The following is a 17,211-nucleotide window of genomic DNA, read 5'->3' on the forward strand; positions in this document are numbered from 1 at the left end:
TCCCGTAGGGCGAGACGGTAGCGTGCGTCACATGAGCGAAGCTTCCCCCCTGCGTACGTCACCGATCCATGACCGGCACGTCGCCCTCAAGGCGAAGATGGCCGACTTCGGCGGCTGGGAGATGCCGATCGAGTACCCCGGCGGCGGAGTCGTGGCAGAGCACGCGGCCGTGCGTGAGCGGGTCGGCCTCTTCGACGTCAGCCACCTGGGCAAGGTCCTCGTCCGCGGTGACGGCGCGGACGAGCTGGTCAACACGACGCTGACGAACGACCTCACCCGGATCGGCCCCGGCCAGGCGCAGTACACGATGTGCTGCAACGACGCCGGCGGTGTCATCGACGACCTCATCGTCTACCTGCGTGGTGTCGGCGACCTCTTCCTCATGCCCAACGCGGCCAACGCGGCCACCGTCGTCGAGAAGCTGCGTGCCGAGGCCCCCGAGGGCGTCGAGGTCGAGGACCACCACGAGGACTTCGTCGTCCTCGCCGTCCAGGGCCCCCGGAGCGACGAGGTCCTCGGCGCCCTCGACCTGCCCGTCGACCACGACTACATGTCCTACGACACGGCCCGCTGGCGCGACCACGAGCTCACCGTCTGCCGCACCGGCTACACGGGGGAGCGCGGCTACGAGCTCATCGCCCCCGCAGCCGCCGGCCTCGAGCTGTGGGACGCGCTCGTCGAGGCGATGGCGCCCTACGAGGGGCTGCCCTGCGGGCTCGGGGCGCGCGACACGCTGCGCACCGAGATGGGCTACCCGCTGCACGGCAACGACCTCACCCCGGAGATCACCCCCGTCATGGCACGCGCCGCGTGGGCGGTCGGTTGGGACAAGGAGCGCTTCTGGGGCAAGGACGCGCTCGTCGCCCAGCGCGTGGCCAAGTCCTCGCGCCTGCTGCGCGGCGCCAAGGTGACCGGTCGCGGCATCCCGCGCCCCGGCTGCGCGGTCCGCGACAGCGAGGGCCACGAGGTCGGCGTGGTCACCTCGGGCACCTTCAGCCCGACGCTCAAGCAGGGCATCGCCCTGATCCTGGTCGACCGGGTCATCACCTGGGACGACGAGATCGTCATCGACGTGCGCGGTCGCGACGTCCCTGCCACGGTGACCAAGCCCCCCTTCGTCGACGTACAGGTGAAGTCATGACCGACAGCTACCGCTGGCGGCTCGAGGACGCCTCGGGCCAGGCACTGCCCGACCGTCCCGAGCAGTCCGTGCCGTTCCCGACCCAGGCCGACGCCGAGGCGTGGTTCGCCGAGTCGTGGGAGGACCTGGCCGGTGCCGGTGTCGCCCAGGTGAGCCTGCTGCGCGAGTCCGAGGTGGTCTACGGGCCGATGCCGCTGTCCCCGGAGTAGTACCCACGACGCGAAGGGCCGCACCTGCTGCGAGCAGGTGCGGCCCTTCGCCGTGCGCGGGCGAGGCCCCCTAGACCTTGGCGCCCCGCTCCACCTTCGGCTTCGGCAGGCGGGTGCGGCGCATCTGGAAGGCGCGCATCGCCTGGTACATCCCGACACCGCGCAGCTCGGCGTCCTCACCGAAGCGCTCGCGGATCTTCGGCTTGGTGCGGCGCCACAGGAGCCAGGCGTCGAGGATCGCGATGATGATCAGCACGTAGACGGCGAGGAAGACGAAGGTCGCCCACGAGCCGGCGAAGAGGCTGAGGACGAGGACGGCGAGCATCAGCGGCAGCAGCAGCTCACCCAGGCTCCAGCGCGCGTCGACGACGTCGCGGGCGTAGCGGCGCACCGGTCCCTTGTCGCGCGGGGGCAGGTGCCGGTCGTCGCCGGTGACCATCGCCTGGCGCACCTTCTGGCCCTCGGCGCGACGGGCCGCCCGGTCGGCGGCCTTGGCGGCCTTGCGGTCGTTCTGCACCAGGGGTCGCTTGCGCGCCGCCTCCTGGTCCCTGCGCCGGGGGGTCGGTCGGTTCTTCGCCCCCTCGCGGTGGGGTCGCTCATCCGTGGCGGCGGGCTGGTCATCCTTCTTGCGTCCGAACACGAGGTGCACTCTAGGCGTACGGGCGCCGACCCGGGTCGCCGGGGACGGCCGGGCGCCCCCGCGACGGTCGCGGTGGATCAGCGCTCGACGAGCTTGACGAAGGTGGTGTCCTCTCCGTCGTCCTGGGGCGGCTGGTAGAGGAAGGCGAGCCGGTCCTCCTCGAAGGCCGCGAACCAGTCGTCCCAGGACATCTGCTCCAGCTCGTCCTCGGTGGCCCCGCCGGGGAAGTCGATGCGCAGCACGCCGACCCCCTCCTGCGACTCGGTCCCGACGACGCGGGCCGGGACACCGTCGTGCTGCTCCACCCAGGTGCGGATCTCGTCGTGGTCGACCGTCGTGCGGCTCTCGGCAGCCATCACTCCTCCTCGTGTCGGGTGCATCCCACCGGTACCCGCCCGTCCCCGGTGCATGCGCGCGGCGGCTCGCGATACGGTCGCTCGCGTGACCGACACCACTCTCACCGCAGACCAGATCGAGACCCTGCGCGCCCGCGTCCGCGCGCTGATGCCGCAGGTGCGCGCCGACCTGGAGGACCTCACCCGGATCCCGAGCGTCAGCCTCGACTCCTTCGACCAGGGCCACGTCCGGGCCGCCGCCGAGCGCACCGCGCAGCTGCTGCGCGCGGAGGGCCTCGAGGTCGAGATCGTGGAGGAAGGGGGGCGCCCGGCGGTCATCGGCCACGCCGCCGGACCGGAGGGCGCTCCGACCGTCCTGCTCTACGCGCACCACGACGTGCAGCCCCCCGGTGACCGGGCGGACTGGGACACCGACCCCTTCGAGCCGACCGAGGTCGACGGGCGCCTCTACGGTCGCGGCGCGGCCGACGACAAGGCCGGGGTCATGGCGCACGTCGCCGCGCTGCGGGCCCACTCGGGCGAGCTGCCCGTCGGCGTCACCGTCTTCGTCGAGGGCGAGGAGGAGATCGCCAGCGAGTCGCTGCCGCGGATCCTCGAGCGCCACGGCGACAAGCTGACCTCGGACGCCATCGTCCTCGCCGACTCGCTCAACTGGGCCATCGGGACGCCCGCGCTCACGACCACCCTGCGCGGCTCCCTTCGCGCCGTCGTCACCGTGCGCACCCTGGACCACGGGGTGCACTCGGGGATGTTCGGCGGGGCCTGCCCCGACGCGATCACGACGCTGTGCCGCCTGCTGGCGACGCTCCACGACGACCAGGGTGACGTCGCGATCGAGGGGCTCGTGCACACCGACGCCCCGGAGATCGACTACGACGAGGCCCGCCTGCGCGAGGAGTCCGGCCTGCTGGAGGGCACCGAGCTCATCGGCACCGGCTCGATCCCCTCCCGGCTGTGGACCAAGCCGGCCGCCGTCGTCATCGGCATCGACGCGCCCTCGGTCGACGAGGCGGGCAATGTCCTCAACGCCGGCGCGAGCGCCAAGATCAACCTGCGCCTCAACCCGACCCAGGACCCGCAGGAGGCGTGGACCGCGCTGCAGAAGCACCTGGCCGACTACGCCCCGTGGGGGGCGACGGTCGAGGTCGAGCTCGACGAGCAGGGCTGGGGCTTCGCCGCAGACGCGCAGGGACCGGTCTACGACCAGGCCCGCGCCGCCTTCGCCGACGCCTGGGGCACGGATCCGGTCGACGTCGGCATCGGAGGGTCGATCCCCTTCGTGCAGGCCTTCGCGGAGAAGTTCCCCGACGCGGCCATCCTCGTCACCGGCGTCGAGGACCCCGACACCCGCGCCCACGGCGCGAACGAGTCGCTGCACCTGGGTGAGTTCGAGAACGTGTGCGTCGCCGAGGCGCTGCTGCTCGCCCGCCTCGGCGCGATGCGCTCCTGACGCCGACCCCCGCTCGGTGGTCGTCCGCGTCGGCGGGGGTCGGAGCGGGTGCGGTCACCGGCTCGCCCGCCGCACGCGCACCTCGATCCGGCCGTCCGTCTCGCGTGCGTCCAGCACCGGCTGGGTCGCCGTCGCGGGCCCACGCACCACCGAGCCGTCTCGCACGTCGAAGCGCGAGCCGTGGCAGGGGCAGGTGATCACCTGCTCCTCGACCTCGCCGTCGCTGAGCGCGCAGCCGCGGTGGGAGCACCGGTCGTGCAGGGCGAAGACCTGACCGCGGTGCCGGCCCAGCACCACGGGCGTCTCCCCGGCCATGGCGGCGACGGTCCCCTCCTGTGGCACCTCGCCCGCGTCGACCACGTCGGTCCAGTCGGAGGGGCCGACGTCGAAGGCCGTCTGGTTCACCCCGGTACCGCGGACGAAGGTGATGTGGCCGCCCAGGAACCCGCTGACGCCCAGGACCGCCGACCCGGCGAGGGCCAGGGCCGACCCGGCCCGGCTCGGGCCGCCGCGTCGGGCCGCGAGCGAGAGCGCGTACAGGGACAGTGCGACGACGTTCGCTCCCGCATGGACCAGACCCATGCGGCGGACACCCTCGTCACCCAGCTCCGAGTCGGCCCAGTCGCTGGCCCCGCTCAGCGCCGTCGGCACGGCCGTCAGCAGGCCCAGCTGCAGCAGGCGCCGGGAGGCCCGCCCGTCGTCCGGACCGACGAGGTCGAGCACGCTCGCGCCGACGAAGGAGCCGATGACCACGTCGGTCAGCGGGGGGTGCACGGGGTGGCCCAGCCACGTCCCGCTCAGGGCGTCCTTGACCCCGCCGGCGGGGACCGCCTTGCGGATGGCCGTGCCCACTGCCTTGCCCGGCTCGTCCAGCCGGGCCAGTCGCTCGATGCGGTCGGTCAGCGTCGTCAGCGGTCCCAGAGCAGTCATCATCATCCTCCGTGCGCGCAGGCGGGTGCAGGTCTCCTGCTGGTACCCCTGCCCAGCGCGGGGTAAACGGACGGACGTGCCGGGGCCACCCCCTTCGCACCCCTTGAGCGGAGGAGCCGCCGACGGGAGACTGGAGCGATGGTCACGCTCACTGCCGTCCGGGGAGACATCACCACCCAGGAGGTCGACGCGGTCGTCAACGCCGCCAACTCCGCGATGCGCGGAGGCGGGGGAGTGGACGGGGCGATCCACCGGGCGGGCGGTCCGGCGGTGCTGGAGGACTGCATCGCGCGCTTCCCCGACGGCCTCGCGACCGGGGACGCCGGCTGGACGACCGCAGGGGACATGCCCGCCCGGTGGGTCATCCACACCGTCGGACCGAACCACAGCGCCGGCCAGACCGATCGCTCGCTGCTCACCTCCTGCTACCGACGCTCCCTCGAGGTGGCCGACGAGCTCGGGGCGCGCAGCATCGCCTTCCCGCTGATCAGTGCCGGGATCTACGGCTGGCCCAAGGACGACGCCATCGCGGCCGCCGTCGAGACGATCACGCAGGCGCGCACGGCGGTCGAGGCCGCGCACATCGTGGCCTTCGACGAGGACACCTTCGAGCAGGTCAGGCGACGGTGCCCGGGCGGGGCATGACGACGGGCCCCGCCGCGCCGTGATGGATAAAAGTACAATTTTCAACTACTATGGGTGACATGACACAGGGCACTTACGTCGAGAAGGAATTCCAGCGCGACACGACCTACATCGAGGACCGGATCACCTCCGACGGCAGCGGTGAGTGGCCGGTCGAGCCGGGCCGGTACCGGCTGGTGGTCTCCCGGGCGTGCCCGTGGGCCAACCGCACGATCATCGTCCGGCGCCTGCTCGGGCTCGAGGACGTCATCTCCATGGGCGTCACCGGTCCGACCCACGACGCCGACAGCTGGACCTTCGACCTCGACGAGGGGCGCCTCGACCCGGTGCTGGGCATCCCGCGGATCAAGGACGCCTACCTCAAGCGCTTCCCCGACTACTCGAAGGGGATCACCGTCCCCGCGCTCGTCGATGTGCCCTCCGGTGAGGTCGTGACGAACAACTTCCCGCAGATCACCCTCGACTTCTCCACGCAGTGGCGCGAGTACCACCGCGAGGGTGCCCCGGACCTGTGGCCCGAGGACCTGCGCGAGGAGATGGAGGCCGTCAACAAGCGGGTGTACACCGAGATCAACAACGGCGTCTACCGCTGCGGGTTCTCCGGCGACCAGGCTGCCTACGAGGCCGCGTACGACCGGCTCTGGGCGGCCATGGACTGGCTCGAGGAGCGCCTGTCGACCCGTCGCTACCTCATGGGTGACCACATCACCGAGGCCGACGTGCGTCTGTTCACCACGCTCGCGCGCTTCGATGCCGTCTACCACGGACACTTCAAGGCCAACCGCTCCAAGCTGAGCGAGATGCCGGTGCTGTGGGCCTACGCCCGCGACCTGTTCACCACGCCCGGGTTCGGTGACACCACCGACTTCACCCACATCAAGAGCCACTACTACGAGGTCCACCGGGACATCAACCCCACGGGCATCGTGCCGGCGGGCCCGGACCACGCCAACTGGCTCGAGCCGCACGGCCGTGAGGCCCTGGGCGGCTCGCCCTTCGGGCCGAACGGGACGGCACCCGGCGCGCCGAGCGAGGACGAGCGCGTCCCCGTGGCGCACAACCCGCTGCTCGACGAGGCCGGGATGGTCCGCTCGGGCTGACCGCGCCCGCCCGGGGGACCCGATCCTTCACCCTCAGCGGTGGCCCTGCGGCCTCGTGGTGGAGATCGACGGCGCGGGTCACCGGTGGGGGCTGGCGGTCATGGACGACAACCTCCGGCAGAACGCAGTTGCTCTCGGTGGGGACACCGTCCTGCGCCTCGACCTGTTCGGGCTGCGGATCGCAGAGGAGCAGTTCATGAAGCAGGTCGTGACCGCTCATGCTCGGCTCACCGGTGGTGCCAAGCCCCTCGGCTGACCGTGAACTCGCGGGCGATTCCTCCGCGCGTACACCTCCAACCGCGTCAAAGACCGAGCAGGCCGCGCCGAGTGGACACAGACGCGCGGGCGCTTCACCCGCGTGTTCACCTCCACCCGGTTCAGGGCAGGGCGAGCATCCGGTCCAGCGCCGTGCGTGCCTGCTGCGCAACGGTCTCGTCGACGACGATCGGGTTGACCACGCGTCCCTCGACGAGTGACTCGAGCGCCCAGACGAGGTGCGGCAGGTCGATGCGGTTCATCGTCGAGCAGTAGCAGACGTTCTTCTCCAGGAAGCTGATCTGCTGCTCCGGGTGCTCCTTCGCCAGACGCTGCACGAGGTTGAGCTCGGTCCCGACGACCCACTTCGTGCCGGCGGGGGCGGACGAGACGGCCTGGATGATCTTCTCCGTCGAGCCGACCTCGTCGGCGAGCGAGACGACCTCGTTGCGGCACTCCGGGTGCACGATCACCCGCACGCCGGGGATCTCCCGTCGCGCCGTCTCGACGGCCTCGGGGGTGAACCGTCCGTGGACCGAGCAGTGGCCGCGCCACAGGATCATCCGTGCGTCGCGGATCTCCTCGACGGTCAGCCCGCCCATCGGCCGGTGGGGGTTCCACACCACGCAGTCGTCGAGGTCGCGGCCGAGGTCGCGCGCCCAGGTGTTGCGGCCGAGGTGCTGGTCGGGCAGGAAGAGGACCTTGCCCTCGCCGTCGACGCCGCCGACCCGGTCGAAGGCCCACGTCAGCGCCCGCTCGGCGTTGGAGCTGGTGCACACGGTGCCGCCGTTGCGTCCGGTGAAGGCCTTGATGGCCGCGGAGGAGTTCATGTAGGTCACGGGCACCGTCGACTCGGCGACCCCGGCCTCGACGAGGTCGTCCCAGCAGTCCTCGACCTGGTGCAGGGCGGCCATGTCGGCCATGGAGCAGCCGGCGGCGAGGTCGGGCAGGACGACCGTCTGCTCGTCGTTGGTGAGGATGTCGGCGGACTCGGCCATGAAGTGCACGCCGCAGAAGACGATGTACGGCGCGTCCGGCCGGGCGGCAGCCTCCTTGGCCAGCTTGAAGGAGTCGCCGGTGGTGTCCGTGAACTCGATGACCTCGTCGCGCTGGTAGTGGTGCCCGAGGACGAAGACGCGGTCACCCAGTGCCTCCTTGGCTGCGCGCGCACGCGCGACGAGGTCGGGGTCGGAGGGCTGCGGCAGCTCGCCGGGGCACTCGACACCTCGCTCCGAGTGCAGGTCGCTGTCCTGGCCGAGGACGAGCAGCGACAGGGGCGCCGGGCGGGTCTGGGTCGTCTCGCTCACGTCAGGCATGGTCCCACAGCGTCGACGGCACTCTCGGTAGAGTCCATGCGTGCACGTGCTCATCGCGCCGGACTCCTTCACCGGCACCCTCACAGCGACCCAGGCGGCAGAGGCGATCGCGGCCGGGTGGCGCCGCAGCGCCCCCGACGACCTGCTGACCCTCGTCCCGCTCAGCGACGGCGGCCCCGGATTCATCGACGTGATCACCGCCGCGTGCCCGGGCGACTCGTCGATCGTGACCGTGACCGGCCCCCGTGGGGGGTTCGTCCCGGCGGCCGTGCACGTCACCACGGACGAAGGGGGGCGGCGCACCGCCTGGGTGGAGTCGGCCCAGGCCATCGGCCTCCACCTGCTCGACGCGGCGGAGCGGGACCCGGGCGTGACCTCGACGTGGGGCCTGGGTGAGCTGCTGGCGGCAGCCCTGGAGCAGGACGTCCAGCGGATCGTCGTCGGTCTCGGTGGCTCGGGGACCAACGACGGGGGTGCGGGCATGCTCGCCGCCCTCGGCGCGGGGCCCCGGGAGGTCCTCGGTGGCGGGGGAGCGGGCCTGATCGCGACCCGCGAGGGAGACCTCGACGGCCTCGCGGCCACCCGCGAGCGCTTCGCGGGGGTCGAGATCGTCGCTGCGACGGACGTCGCCTCCCCGCTGCTCGGTCTCAAGGGCGCCAGCGCCGTCTTCGCCGAGCGCAAGGGTGCCACGCCCGAGCAGTCGCAGCTCCTCGAGGCCGCCCTGGGCCACTTCGTCGACCAGGTCCGCCGGGTGCTGCCCGCGGGAGCGGACCTGCTCACGGGGCAGGAGCGCCGACTCGACCGCGAGCCGGGCGCGGGTGCCGCCGGCGGCGTCGGGTACGGGCTGATGCTCCTTGGCGCCCACCGCACGAGCGGCGTCGAGACCGTCCTCGACGCCGTGGGCCTGGCTCCCCTCCTCGCGGCTGCCGACGTCGTCATCACCGGGGAGGGCTGCCTGGACCACCAGAGCATGGTGGACACGGTCGTCGCCGGTGTCGCCGATCTCGCCGCGACCCACGCCACGCCTGTCGTGGTCCTGGCGGGGCGGGTGCTCATCGGCCGGCGCGAGGCCATGTCCCTGGGCCTGAGCGGCAGCTACGCCGTGGCCGAGCGGTACGAGGACCTCGAGCGGTCGATGGCCGACCCGGTCGGGACCCTCCGCGGGCGCGCGGCACGGGTCGCCGCGACCTGGTCACCCCGCCGTTGACACCCACACATCTGGCGTATGGTGGGCCCACGGGAACATCCGGCGCCACCGTCGTGTTTGCCCCGTTGTGGCGGGACTCCGCCACTGCCACACCCCCGAGCCACGAGGACATCGCATGAGCGTCCAGGACACTTCTTCCGACGTTGCCACCGACAGCCACGAGGTCATCCTCACCGATGTCGCGGCGGGCAAGGTCAAGTCACTGCTCGAGCAGGAGGGCCGTGACGACCTGCGGCTTCGCATCGGCGTCCAGCCCGGCGGCTGCTCCGGCCTGATCTACCAGCTGTACTTCGACGAGCGCTCCCTCGACGGTGACCTCGTGCGTGACTTCGACGGCGTCTCGGTCGTCGTCGACCGGATGAGCGCCCCGTACCTCACCGGCGCCACGATCGACTTCGCCGACACCATCGAGAAGCAGGGCTTCACCATCGACAACCCCAACGCGGGCAGTTCCTGCGCCTGCGGCGACAGCTTCGGCTGAGCCGACTCCGGCGCCCGAAGGGCCTCCCCACCCACCGGTGAGGAGGCCCTTCGCCGTCCCCGGGCACGTCTGTAGGGTTGCGCGCGTGCCCATCGCCATCGCCGGATCCATCGCCACCGACCACCTGATGACCTTCGCCGGTCGCTTCGCGGACTCCCTGGTCGTCGACCAGCTGGACAAGATCTCCGTGAGCTTCCTCGCCGAGGACCTGGACATCCGGCGCGGGGGAGTCGCGGCCAACATCGCCTTCGGCATGGCCAACCTCGGACAACGACCGGTGCTCGTCGGTGCCGTCGGCGAGGACTTCGCCGACTACCGCAGCTGGCTGGAGCGCCACGGTGTCGACTGCGACTCGGTGCGGGTCTCCGAGACCCGGCACACGGCGCGCTTCGTGTGCACGACCGACGAGGACATGGCCCAGATCGCGACCTTCTACGCCGGAGCGATGAGCGAGGCCCGCGAGATCGAGCTCGCCCCCATCGGCGAGCGCGTCGGCGGCCTCGACCTCGTCCTCGTCGGCCCGGACGACCCGGACGCCATGCGCCGGCACACGCAGGAGTGCCGCGACCGGGGCATCCCCTTCGTGGCCGACCCGAGCCAGCAGCTGGCCTTCGGTGGCGGCGACCTCATCCGCGACCTCATCGACGGGGCCGAGTACCTCATCACCAACGAGTACGAGAGCCACCTGACCGCGCAGAAGACGGGCTGGAGCCAGGACGAGATCAACTCCCGGGTCGGCTACCGCGTGACCACGCTGGGCAAGGACGGGGCGCGCATCACCGGTCGTGACCTCGAGGAGCCGATCCACGTCGGGGCCGCGCGCGAGGTGACCAGGGCCGACCCCACCGGTGTGGGCGACGCCTTCCGCGCCGGCTTCCTCACCGGTGTCGCCGAGGGCCTGCCCCTGCGCGAGTCCGCGGAGCTGGGCTCGATGCTCGCCACCTACGTCATCGAGACGGTGGGCACCCAGGAGTACGAGCTGGGCACCGCCCGCTTCCTCGAGCGACTCACCGAGGCCTACGGCGCCGAGAGCGCCGAGCTGATCGCCGGCCACATCCGCTGCCGGCGTCCCTGACGGGAGGGCCGCGACCGGGATGAGCACCCCCTTCCCACCGATCGAGCCCCCCGGCGGGTCCGCTCTGTGGGCGAACTACCTGCGCGCCGGGATCGAGGCCGCGGACGCCAACCCCGGCGACGTCGGGGAGGTCGTGGGTGTCGGCGGACGGCTGGACCCGCTCTCCGTGCTCACCGCCTACCGCCTCGGCGTCTTCCCCATGGGCCTGGGCGAAGGGGGTGGCCCGCCGATGGGGTGGTGGTGCCCCCGGTGGCGGGGCGTCCTCGTGCCCGGCCGGGCGCACGTCTCCCGGTCATTGCGGCGGTCCTTGCCCCGCTTCACCGTGACGGTCGACGAGTCCTTCCGCGAGGTCGTCGCCGCCTGCGCCGACCCGGCGCGGGAGGGCGCGTGGATCAGCGACGCCGTGGCCGAGGTCTACGGGGAGCTGCACGAGCTCGGCTGGGCCCACAGCATCGAGGTGCGCGACGACGCCGGCGTGCTCGTCGGCGGTCTCTACGGCGTCGCCGTGGGTGGCCTCTTCGCCGGGGAGTCGATGTTCCACCACGCCACGGATGCCTCCAAGGCCGCCCTGGTCCACCTCGACCGGCTCGTCGCCGCCGACGGCGACGAGCGCCGGATCATCGACGTGCAGTGGCGCACCACGCACCTGGCGACCCTGGGGATCGAGGAGATCCACCGCCGCGAGTACCTGGCCCGGCTGTCGGTGGCGCTGCAGGCGCCTGCGATCGACTTCGGCGCCCACCTCACAGATCGGTGATCCCGAGCCGTGCACGAGCGCTGCGCACGACCTCCGGGAGCACGGCGCAGAGCCGCTCGACGTCGTCGGCCCGGTCGGGGGAGACGGCCGCGAGGGGGAGGATGATGCGCACGTTCCCCTGCGTCAGGGCGCCCATCGCCGCGAGCACGTGGCTGGGTTCCAACGTGTCGGAGGTGCACGCGGAGCCCGAGGCGACGGCCAGCCCGTGCCGGGCGAGCTCGTCGACGATGGTGTCGCCGTCGACGTAGAGCACGGAGAAGGTGCACACGTGCGGCAGCCGGTCCCGCGGGTCGCCGACGACGTCCACGGCCGCCACGGCACCGGCCGCGGACCGGACCCGGTCGATCAGCTCGCTGGCCCGTCGTGACTCCTCGCCGTCGTCGGTGGTGACCTGCTGCCAGGCCTCGGCCGCCGCGAGGGCCGTGGGGACGGCGACGGGATCGAGGGCGAAGCCGCCCTCGTGGGGGCTCGGTGGGTCGTGGGGCGAGAAGCGGGTGCCCGTGCGCACGACGAGCACTCCCAGCCGGGGTCCACCCCAGGAGACGGCGTCCGCCACGAGCACGTCGAAGTCCTGCGGTACCGGGTCGCGCCCCACCGACGCACGGGCGTCGACGAGGAGGGGGACGCCGTGCGCGGCCGCGACGGACCGGGCCGCAGCGAGGGGCTGTCGGGTCCCGACCTCCTGGTTGGCGGCCTGCAGGACGGCGAAGGGGGTCTCCTCGGTGATCGCGGCGCGCCACGCCGGCAGGTCGAGCGCCCCGGTGGGGGAGACGGCGACCTCGACCGCCTCCGCGGCACCCGCACGCAGCCACCGCAGGAGGCCCGAGTGCTCCACGGAGGAGGTCACGGGCGGCCCGGTGCGGCGTCGCCGCCCCCTGGCGAGGCCTTCGAGCGCCGTGCGGGCCGCCTGGTCCCCACTGGCGTGCAGGGTGACCTCGTCCGGCCGGACCCCGAGGCCCTCTGCGAGGACCGCCCGTGCTCGGTCGAGCAGGGCCCGGCTGCGACGGCCCGCCGCGTGTCGCGAGGTGGGGTCGGCCCACGCCAGGTCGTGGGCCGCGCGCCAGGTCTCGAGGGCCGCCGGGAGGGCCGGTCCGGGGGAAGCGTCGAGCAGGCCCGGGAGACCCTCTGCGAGAGCCGTTCCACGGGGGTTTGGCGGGGTCGAATCCGTCTCTGGCGCCACGCCTGCAGGTTACTGCCACCCTTCCTCGAAGGGCCCGCACCCCTGCGGTAATGTGTGACCGTCTTCTGAAAACTTCGGACCAGTAGTAGGTGCCTCTTGCCTGTGTCTTCGAGCACAACGTCCCGGCGTGTACGTCGCGGGATCGGTGCGATCGGACTCGTCGCCGCCGTGTCGGCCCTTTCGGCCTGTAGCGCGGTCGGTGTCAACACCGATCTCAAGAACGGCTACCTGCCCGAGGGGGTCACCGAGGAGTCCGTGCTCGTCGAGAACCTCTGGATCTGGTCGTGGGTCGCGGCGCTCGCCGTCGGCGTGCTCGTGTGGGGCCTGACCCTGTGGTGCATCGTTGCCTACCGCAGGCGGAAGGACGACGACGGCACCCTGCCGGTCCAGCTGCAGTACAACGTACCTCTGGAGATCCTCTACACGGTCGTGCCGATGTTCATGGTCGGCGCGCTCTTCTTCTACACCGAGCAGGCGCAGTCGAAGCTCCAGGACACCAGCCAGGAACCCGACGTGACGATCAACGTCGTCGGCAAGCAGTGGAGCTGGGACTTCAACTACGTCGACGCGAACGTCCACACGGCCGGTGACATGGCCCGGCTGGACGGCAAGTCCGGCCACGAGGAGAAGCTGCCGACCCTGTACCTGCCGAGGGGCGAGCGGGTCGAGTTCGTCCTCACCTCGCGTGACGTCATCCACTCCTTCTGGGTCCCGGCCTTCCTCGAGAAGATGGACGTCAACCCGGGCATCGTCAACCGCTTCCAGGTGGTGCCGTCGCAGACGGGCACCTTCCAGGGCAAGTGCGCCGAGCTGTGCGGTGCCTACCACTCGCAGATGCTCTTCAACGTCAAGATCGTCGAGCCGGCTGAGTACGAGGCGCACATGCAAGAGCTGCGGGACAAGGGCCAGACGGGCCTCCTGGACAACGACCTCAACCGCGAGGGCATCAACCAGCGGGATCGTGACCTTCTTCCCGAGCCCGCCGATGACGAGGAGACGAACTGATGTCGACGATCTCAGGAGCACTGAGCCGGAACACGAGCGAGTCGGAGGTCGCCGAGAAGACCATCGCCCGTCGTGAGCGGGCGGGGAGCCAGTTCTTCCGCATCATCACCTCCACCGACCACAAGGTCATCGGCAACCTCTACATGGCGACCAGCTTCCTGTGGTTCCTGCTCGGTGGCGTGATGGCCCTGGTCATCCGGCTCGAGTTGTGGGCCCCCGGGCTGCAGGTGGTGGACAACCCCGAGCAGTTCAACGAGATGTTCACCATGCACGGCACGATCATGCTGCTGCTGTTCGCGACGCCGGCCTTCGCCGGGTTCGCCAACGCGCTCATGCCGCTGCAGATCGGGGCACCGGACGTCTCTTTCCCCCGGCTGAACATGTTCGCCTACTGGCTCTACCTCTTCGGTGGCCTGATCGCGGGTGCTGGTCTGATCACGCCGGGAGGTGCGGCGGCCTTCGGCTGGACCGCCTACGCGCCGCTGTCCGACCCCACGTACAGTCCCGGCGTCGGGGGCGACCTGTGGGTCTGGGGCCTCAGTCTCGCCGGGTTCGGCACGATCCTCGGCGCGGTCAACTTCATCACCACGATCCTCTGCATGCGTGCGCCCGGTATGACGATGTTCCGGATGCCGCTCTTCACCTGGACCGTCCTGGTCACCTCGGTCATGGTCCTGATGGCCTTTCCCATCTTGGCGGCCGCGCTCATCGGGCTCGGCGTGGACCGGGAGTTCGGCGGGCAGATCTTCGCCCCCGAGAGCGGTGGGGCCCTGCTGTGGCAGCACCTTTTCTGGTTCTTCGGACATCCTGAGGTCTACATCCTCGCGCTGCCGTTCTTCGGCGTGATCTCCGAGATCGTTCCGGTATTCGCCCGCAAGCCGCTCTTCGGCTACAAGACCATGGTCTTCGCGACGATCGCCATCGCGGGTCTGTCGGTCTCGGTGTGGGCCCACCACATGTACGGCACCGGCCAGGTCTTCCTGCCCTTCTTCGCCGTCATGACGATGGCGATCTCGGTCCCGACGGGGCTGAAGATCTTCAACTGGATCGGCACCATGTGGGGCGGCAAGCTCGTCTTCAGCACGCCGATGGTCTGGGCGCTGGGCTTCCTGGTCACCTTCCTCTTCGGTGGTCTCACCGGTGTCATCATGGCCAGCCCGGCGTTGGACTTCCACATCACCGACACCTACTTCATCGTCGCCCACTTCCACTACGTCCTCTTCGGCACGGTCGTCTTCTCCTTCTTCGGCGGTATGTACTTCTGGTGGCCGAAGTGGACGGGCAAGATGCTCGACGAGTTCCTGGGCAAGGTGCACTTCTGGCTGCTCTTCGTCGGCTTCCACCTGACCTTCCTCATCCAGCACTGGCTGGGCGTCCAAGGCATGCCGCGCCGCTACGCGGACTACATGCCGGAGGACAACTTCCAGCTGGCCAACCAGATCTCCACGGTCGGTTCGTTCCTCCTGGCAGTGAGCTTCCTGCCCTTCTTCTACAACGTGTGGAAGACGCACACGAGAGCGCCGATGGTCGAGGTCGATGACCCGTGGGGTTACGGCGGCAGCCTCGAGTGGGCCACCTCCTGCCCGCCGCCGCGGCACAACTTCATGTCGATCCCGCCGATCCGCTCCGAGCGTCCGGCCTTCGACATGAACCACCCCGAGTACGCACCCAAGGCGCTGCAGGCCCGAGCCGCCGTCACCGACAAGGAAGAGGTCACCCGATGAAGGTCGAGATCGTGTTCTTCGCCGGGATCGGCTCCTTCTTCGTCGCGATCGGCCTGCTCTACGGCTTCTGGACCGGTTGGGTCGAGCCGGTGGGCTGGGTCGCGCTGCACCTCTGCGGCGCACTGGGCTTCATGATCGCCTTCTTCCTCTGGGCGGTCGGCCGCAAGCTGCCGGCCCGTCCCGAGGACAACCCGCAAGGCGAGATCAACGAGCAGGAGGGTGCTTATGGCGCCTTCGCCCCGTACTCTTGGTGGCCGCTGTGGCTGTCCCTGGCCGGTGCGCTCGTCTTCCTCGGGGTCGCGGTCGCCTACTGGATGGCCGCGCTCGGGTTGATCATGGGTGTGTGGGCCGTCCTCGGGTGGACCTTCGAGTACTACAAGGGCGAGTTCGCGCACTGACCAAGCGCGTACACTGTGCCGAGGGGCCTGCAGACTTCGATGAGGTCGCGGGCCCTTCGGCATCTTGTCCGGGTGCGTCATCGCCGCAGTGCGGGATGGCGCATCACGCGTTCCCACGGGGGTAAGCGAATTGGTGAAGGGACCACGAACGGCCACGGTCCTGGGTCTGCTCATGTCACTCGTCCTGGCCGGCTGCGTCGGCGACCCGAGCCCGACTGACCCCTCGTCGTCCCGGTCCGCTTCGTCATCGACGTCGACCGCGCGGCCCGAGGCCCGGATCACGGTCGACCCTGTTGAGGGCGCGACCGAGGTGATGCCGGACGAGACGATCACCGTGCAGGTCGAGCGCGGAGACCTCGGCGACGTCACCGTCGTCGGGGCCGGGGGCGACGAGATCGAGGGACGGACGCAGGGGCAGACGTGGACGTCCAGCACCCGGATGAAGCCCTCGACCGAGTACACAGTCGCGACGACCGCGCAGGGCGCCGAGGGCGGGACCATCACGGAGACGAGCACCTTCACCACGCACGAGCCGGCGGTGACTGCCACCTACGGGATCGTCTACGACGGGTGGACCGTCGGCGTGGGCATGCCGGTGAGCATCCAGTTCGACTCCGCCGTGACCGACGAGAAGTACCGCCGGGCCATCGAGCGGGCCGTGTCGGTCGAGACCACACCGAGGACCGAGGGCTCGTGGGGCTGGCTCGACGACCGGCAACTGATGTGGCGCCCCAAGGACTTCTGGGCGCCGGGGACCACGGTCACGGTCGACGCCCCCATCACCGGGTACCAGACCGGCGAGGACAAGTGGGTCGCCGAGGACGCCAGCGGCTCGATGACCATCGGTCGGCGCCAGATGGCCACGGTCGACATCGCCGATCACGAGATGACCGTCTCCCGGGACGGCACGAGGCTGAAGACCTTCCCCGTCAGCAGCGGCAAGCCCGGCAAGGAGACTGAGACCCGGTCGGGGATGAAGGTCGTCATCGGCAAGCAGCGCGAGATGACGATGGACTCCACGACTGTGGGCATCGAGAAGGACGACAAGGGCTACTACAAGGTCGAGACCGACTTCAACGTGCGGGTGACCTGGACCGGGGAGTTCGTCCACTCCGCGCCCTGGTCCGTCGGTGCACAGGGGAGCACGAACGTCTCCCACGGGTGCGTGAACATGTCCCCGCAGAACGCGAAGTGGTTCTACACCAACTCGCTGGTCGGTGATCCGGTGGACTTCACCGGCTCGGATCGCGAGTTCAAGCCCGCCGAGGGGATCGGTGTCTGGCAGTACTCGTGGGCGCAGTGGCAGCAGCAGAGCGCCCTGACCTGACCACCGGGTGGCGGT

19 protein-coding genes are annotated in these 17,211 nt (G+C 70.7%); 14 read left to right on the forward strand and 5 right to left on the reverse strand.

Translation table 11 applies throughout. The annotated features are described in order from the left end of the window. Positions 1–31 precede the first annotated feature (31 nt). Together gcvT and O9K63_RS03620 are read left to right on the forward strand one after the other, a co-directional pair. Positions 32–1,141, forward strand: coding sequence for a glycine cleavage system aminomethyltransferase GcvT (gene gcvT, locus O9K63_RS03615; protein WP_277240623.1), 1,110 nt, complete (start codon positions 32–34; stop codon positions 1,139–1,141). After that, entirely contained in the window at positions 1,138–1,350 is a 213-nt protein-coding gene (locus tag O9K63_RS03620) for a hypothetical protein (RefSeq protein ID WP_277240625.1), read from the forward strand. The genes gcvT and O9K63_RS03620 overlap by 4 nt, the downstream gene beginning before the upstream one ends. A 70-nt stretch (positions 1,351–1,420) precedes the next feature. Here the strand turns inward: O9K63_RS03620 and O9K63_RS03625 are convergent, their stop codons facing one another. After that, positions 1,421–1,990, reverse strand: a complete 570-nt coding sequence (locus O9K63_RS03625; protein ID WP_277240627.1) for a DUF3043 domain-containing protein — start codon at positions 1,988–1,990, stop codon at positions 1,421–1,423. Between the two features lie 77 nt (positions 1,991–2,067). After that, the gene (locus O9K63_RS03630) at positions 2,068–2,346 is read right to left on the reverse strand and encodes a hypothetical protein (protein ID WP_277240628.1); all 279 of its coding nucleotides are present in this window, start codon (positions 2,344–2,346) and stop codon (positions 2,068–2,070) included. A 52-nt stretch (positions 2,347–2,398) separates the two neighbouring features. On the opposite strand from O9K63_RS03630, the gene O9K63_RS03635 reads away from it, so the two are divergent. Continuing rightward, entirely contained in the window at positions 2,399–3,796 is a 1,398-nt protein-coding gene (locus O9K63_RS03635) for a dipeptidase (protein WP_277240630.1), read from the forward strand. Positions 3,797–3,850: 54 nt separating this feature from the next. Here O9K63_RS03635 and O9K63_RS03640 read toward each other — a convergent pair whose 3' ends face one another. Beyond that, positions 3,851–4,726 (reverse strand): Rieske 2Fe-2S domain-containing protein, encoded by an 876-nt coding sequence (locus O9K63_RS03640; RefSeq protein WP_277240631.1) that lies wholly within the window; start codon positions 4,724–4,726, stop codon positions 3,851–3,853. A gap of 138 nt (positions 4,727–4,864) precedes the next feature. Between O9K63_RS03640 and O9K63_RS03645 the strand changes: the two genes are divergently transcribed. The 3 genes from O9K63_RS03645 (at position 4,865) to O9K63_RS03655 (ending at position 6,727) form a co-directional block, all read left to right on the forward strand. Continuing rightward, a complete protein-coding gene (locus O9K63_RS03645) occupies positions 4,865–5,371 on the forward strand; it encodes an O-acetyl-ADP-ribose deacetylase (protein WP_277240633.1) in 507 nt (168 codons plus the stop codon). A 59-nt stretch (positions 5,372–5,430) separates the two neighbouring features. Then, complete coding sequence (locus O9K63_RS03650) at positions 5,431–6,471, forward strand: glutathione S-transferase family protein (RefSeq protein ID WP_277240635.1); 1,041 nt, start codon at positions 5,431–5,433, stop codon at positions 6,469–6,471. 100 nt (positions 6,472–6,571) lie between these two features. Further along, a complete protein-coding gene (locus tag O9K63_RS03655) occupies positions 6,572–6,727 on the forward strand; it encodes a hypothetical protein (RefSeq protein WP_277240637.1) in 156 nt (51 codons plus the stop codon). 121 nt (positions 6,728–6,848) lie between these two features. Here O9K63_RS03655 and nadA read toward each other — a convergent pair whose 3' ends face one another. Next, positions 6,849–8,042 (reverse strand): quinolinate synthase NadA, encoded by a 1,194-nt coding sequence (gene nadA / locus O9K63_RS03660; protein ID WP_277240641.1) that lies wholly within the window; start codon positions 8,040–8,042, stop codon positions 6,849–6,851. A 40-nt stretch (positions 8,043–8,082) separates the two neighbouring features. Here nadA and O9K63_RS03665 point away from each other — a divergent pair, with 40 nt between their 5' ends. From O9K63_RS03665 to aat, 4 genes are all read left to right on the forward strand, one after another. Further along, positions 8,083–9,249 carry a glycerate kinase family protein gene (locus O9K63_RS03665; RefSeq protein ID WP_277240643.1) on the forward strand — a complete coding sequence of 389 codons (1,167 nt, stop codon included), beginning with the start codon at positions 8,083–8,085 and terminating at the stop codon, positions 9,247–9,249. Between the two features lie 115 nt (positions 9,250–9,364). Next, entirely contained in the window at positions 9,365–9,730 is a 366-nt protein-coding gene (locus O9K63_RS03670) for a HesB/IscA family protein (protein WP_277240646.1), read from the forward strand. A gap of 85 nt (positions 9,731–9,815) precedes the next feature. After that, positions 9,816–10,805, forward strand: coding sequence for a carbohydrate kinase family protein (locus O9K63_RS03675; RefSeq protein ID WP_277240647.1), 990 nt, complete (start codon positions 9,816–9,818; stop codon positions 10,803–10,805). Between the two features lie 19 nt (positions 10,806–10,824). Next, entirely contained in the window at positions 10,825–11,562 is a 738-nt protein-coding gene (aat, locus tag O9K63_RS03680) for a leucyl/phenylalanyl-tRNA--protein transferase (RefSeq protein WP_277240648.1), read from the forward strand. On the opposite strand, the gene O9K63_RS03685 is transcribed toward aat, so the two are convergent. Then, positions 11,549–12,742, reverse strand: coding sequence for an aminotransferase class V-fold PLP-dependent enzyme (locus tag O9K63_RS03685; RefSeq protein ID WP_277240650.1), 1,194 nt, complete (start codon positions 12,740–12,742; stop codon positions 11,549–11,551). The genes aat and O9K63_RS03685 overlap by 14 nt on opposite strands. Positions 12,743–12,910: 168 nt before the next feature. Here O9K63_RS03685 and ctaC point away from each other — a divergent pair, with 168 nt between their 5' ends. The 4 genes from ctaC to O9K63_RS03705 all read left to right on the forward strand — a co-directional run bounded on the left by ctaC (position 12,911) and on the right by O9K63_RS03705 (position 17,196). Then, positions 12,911–13,747, forward strand: a complete 837-nt coding sequence (gene ctaC, locus O9K63_RS03690; protein WP_277240652.1) for an aa3-type cytochrome oxidase subunit II — start codon at positions 12,911–12,913, stop codon at positions 13,745–13,747. Then, positions 13,747–15,471 carry an aa3-type cytochrome oxidase subunit I gene (gene ctaD / locus O9K63_RS03695; protein ID WP_277240654.1) on the forward strand — a complete coding sequence of 575 codons (1,725 nt, stop codon included), beginning with the start codon at positions 13,747–13,749 and terminating at the stop codon, positions 15,469–15,471. The genes ctaC and ctaD overlap by 1 nt, the downstream gene beginning before the upstream one ends. Continuing rightward, positions 15,468–15,869, forward strand: coding sequence for a cytochrome c oxidase subunit 4 (locus O9K63_RS03700; protein WP_277240656.1), 402 nt, complete (start codon positions 15,468–15,470; stop codon positions 15,867–15,869). The genes ctaD and O9K63_RS03700 overlap by 4 nt, the downstream gene beginning before the upstream one ends. Before the next feature lie 133 nt (positions 15,870–16,002). After that, complete coding sequence (locus O9K63_RS03705; RefSeq protein ID WP_277240658.1) at positions 16,003–17,196, forward strand: L,D-transpeptidase; 1,194 nt, start codon at positions 16,003–16,005, stop codon at positions 17,194–17,196. Positions 17,197–17,211: the final 15 nt, after the last annotated feature.

It is taken from the genome of Janibacter cremeus, from assembly GCF_029395675.1.
GTDB classification, from domain to species: Bacteria; Actinomycetota; Actinomycetes; order Actinomycetales; family Dermatophilaceae; genus Janibacter; species Janibacter cremeus_A.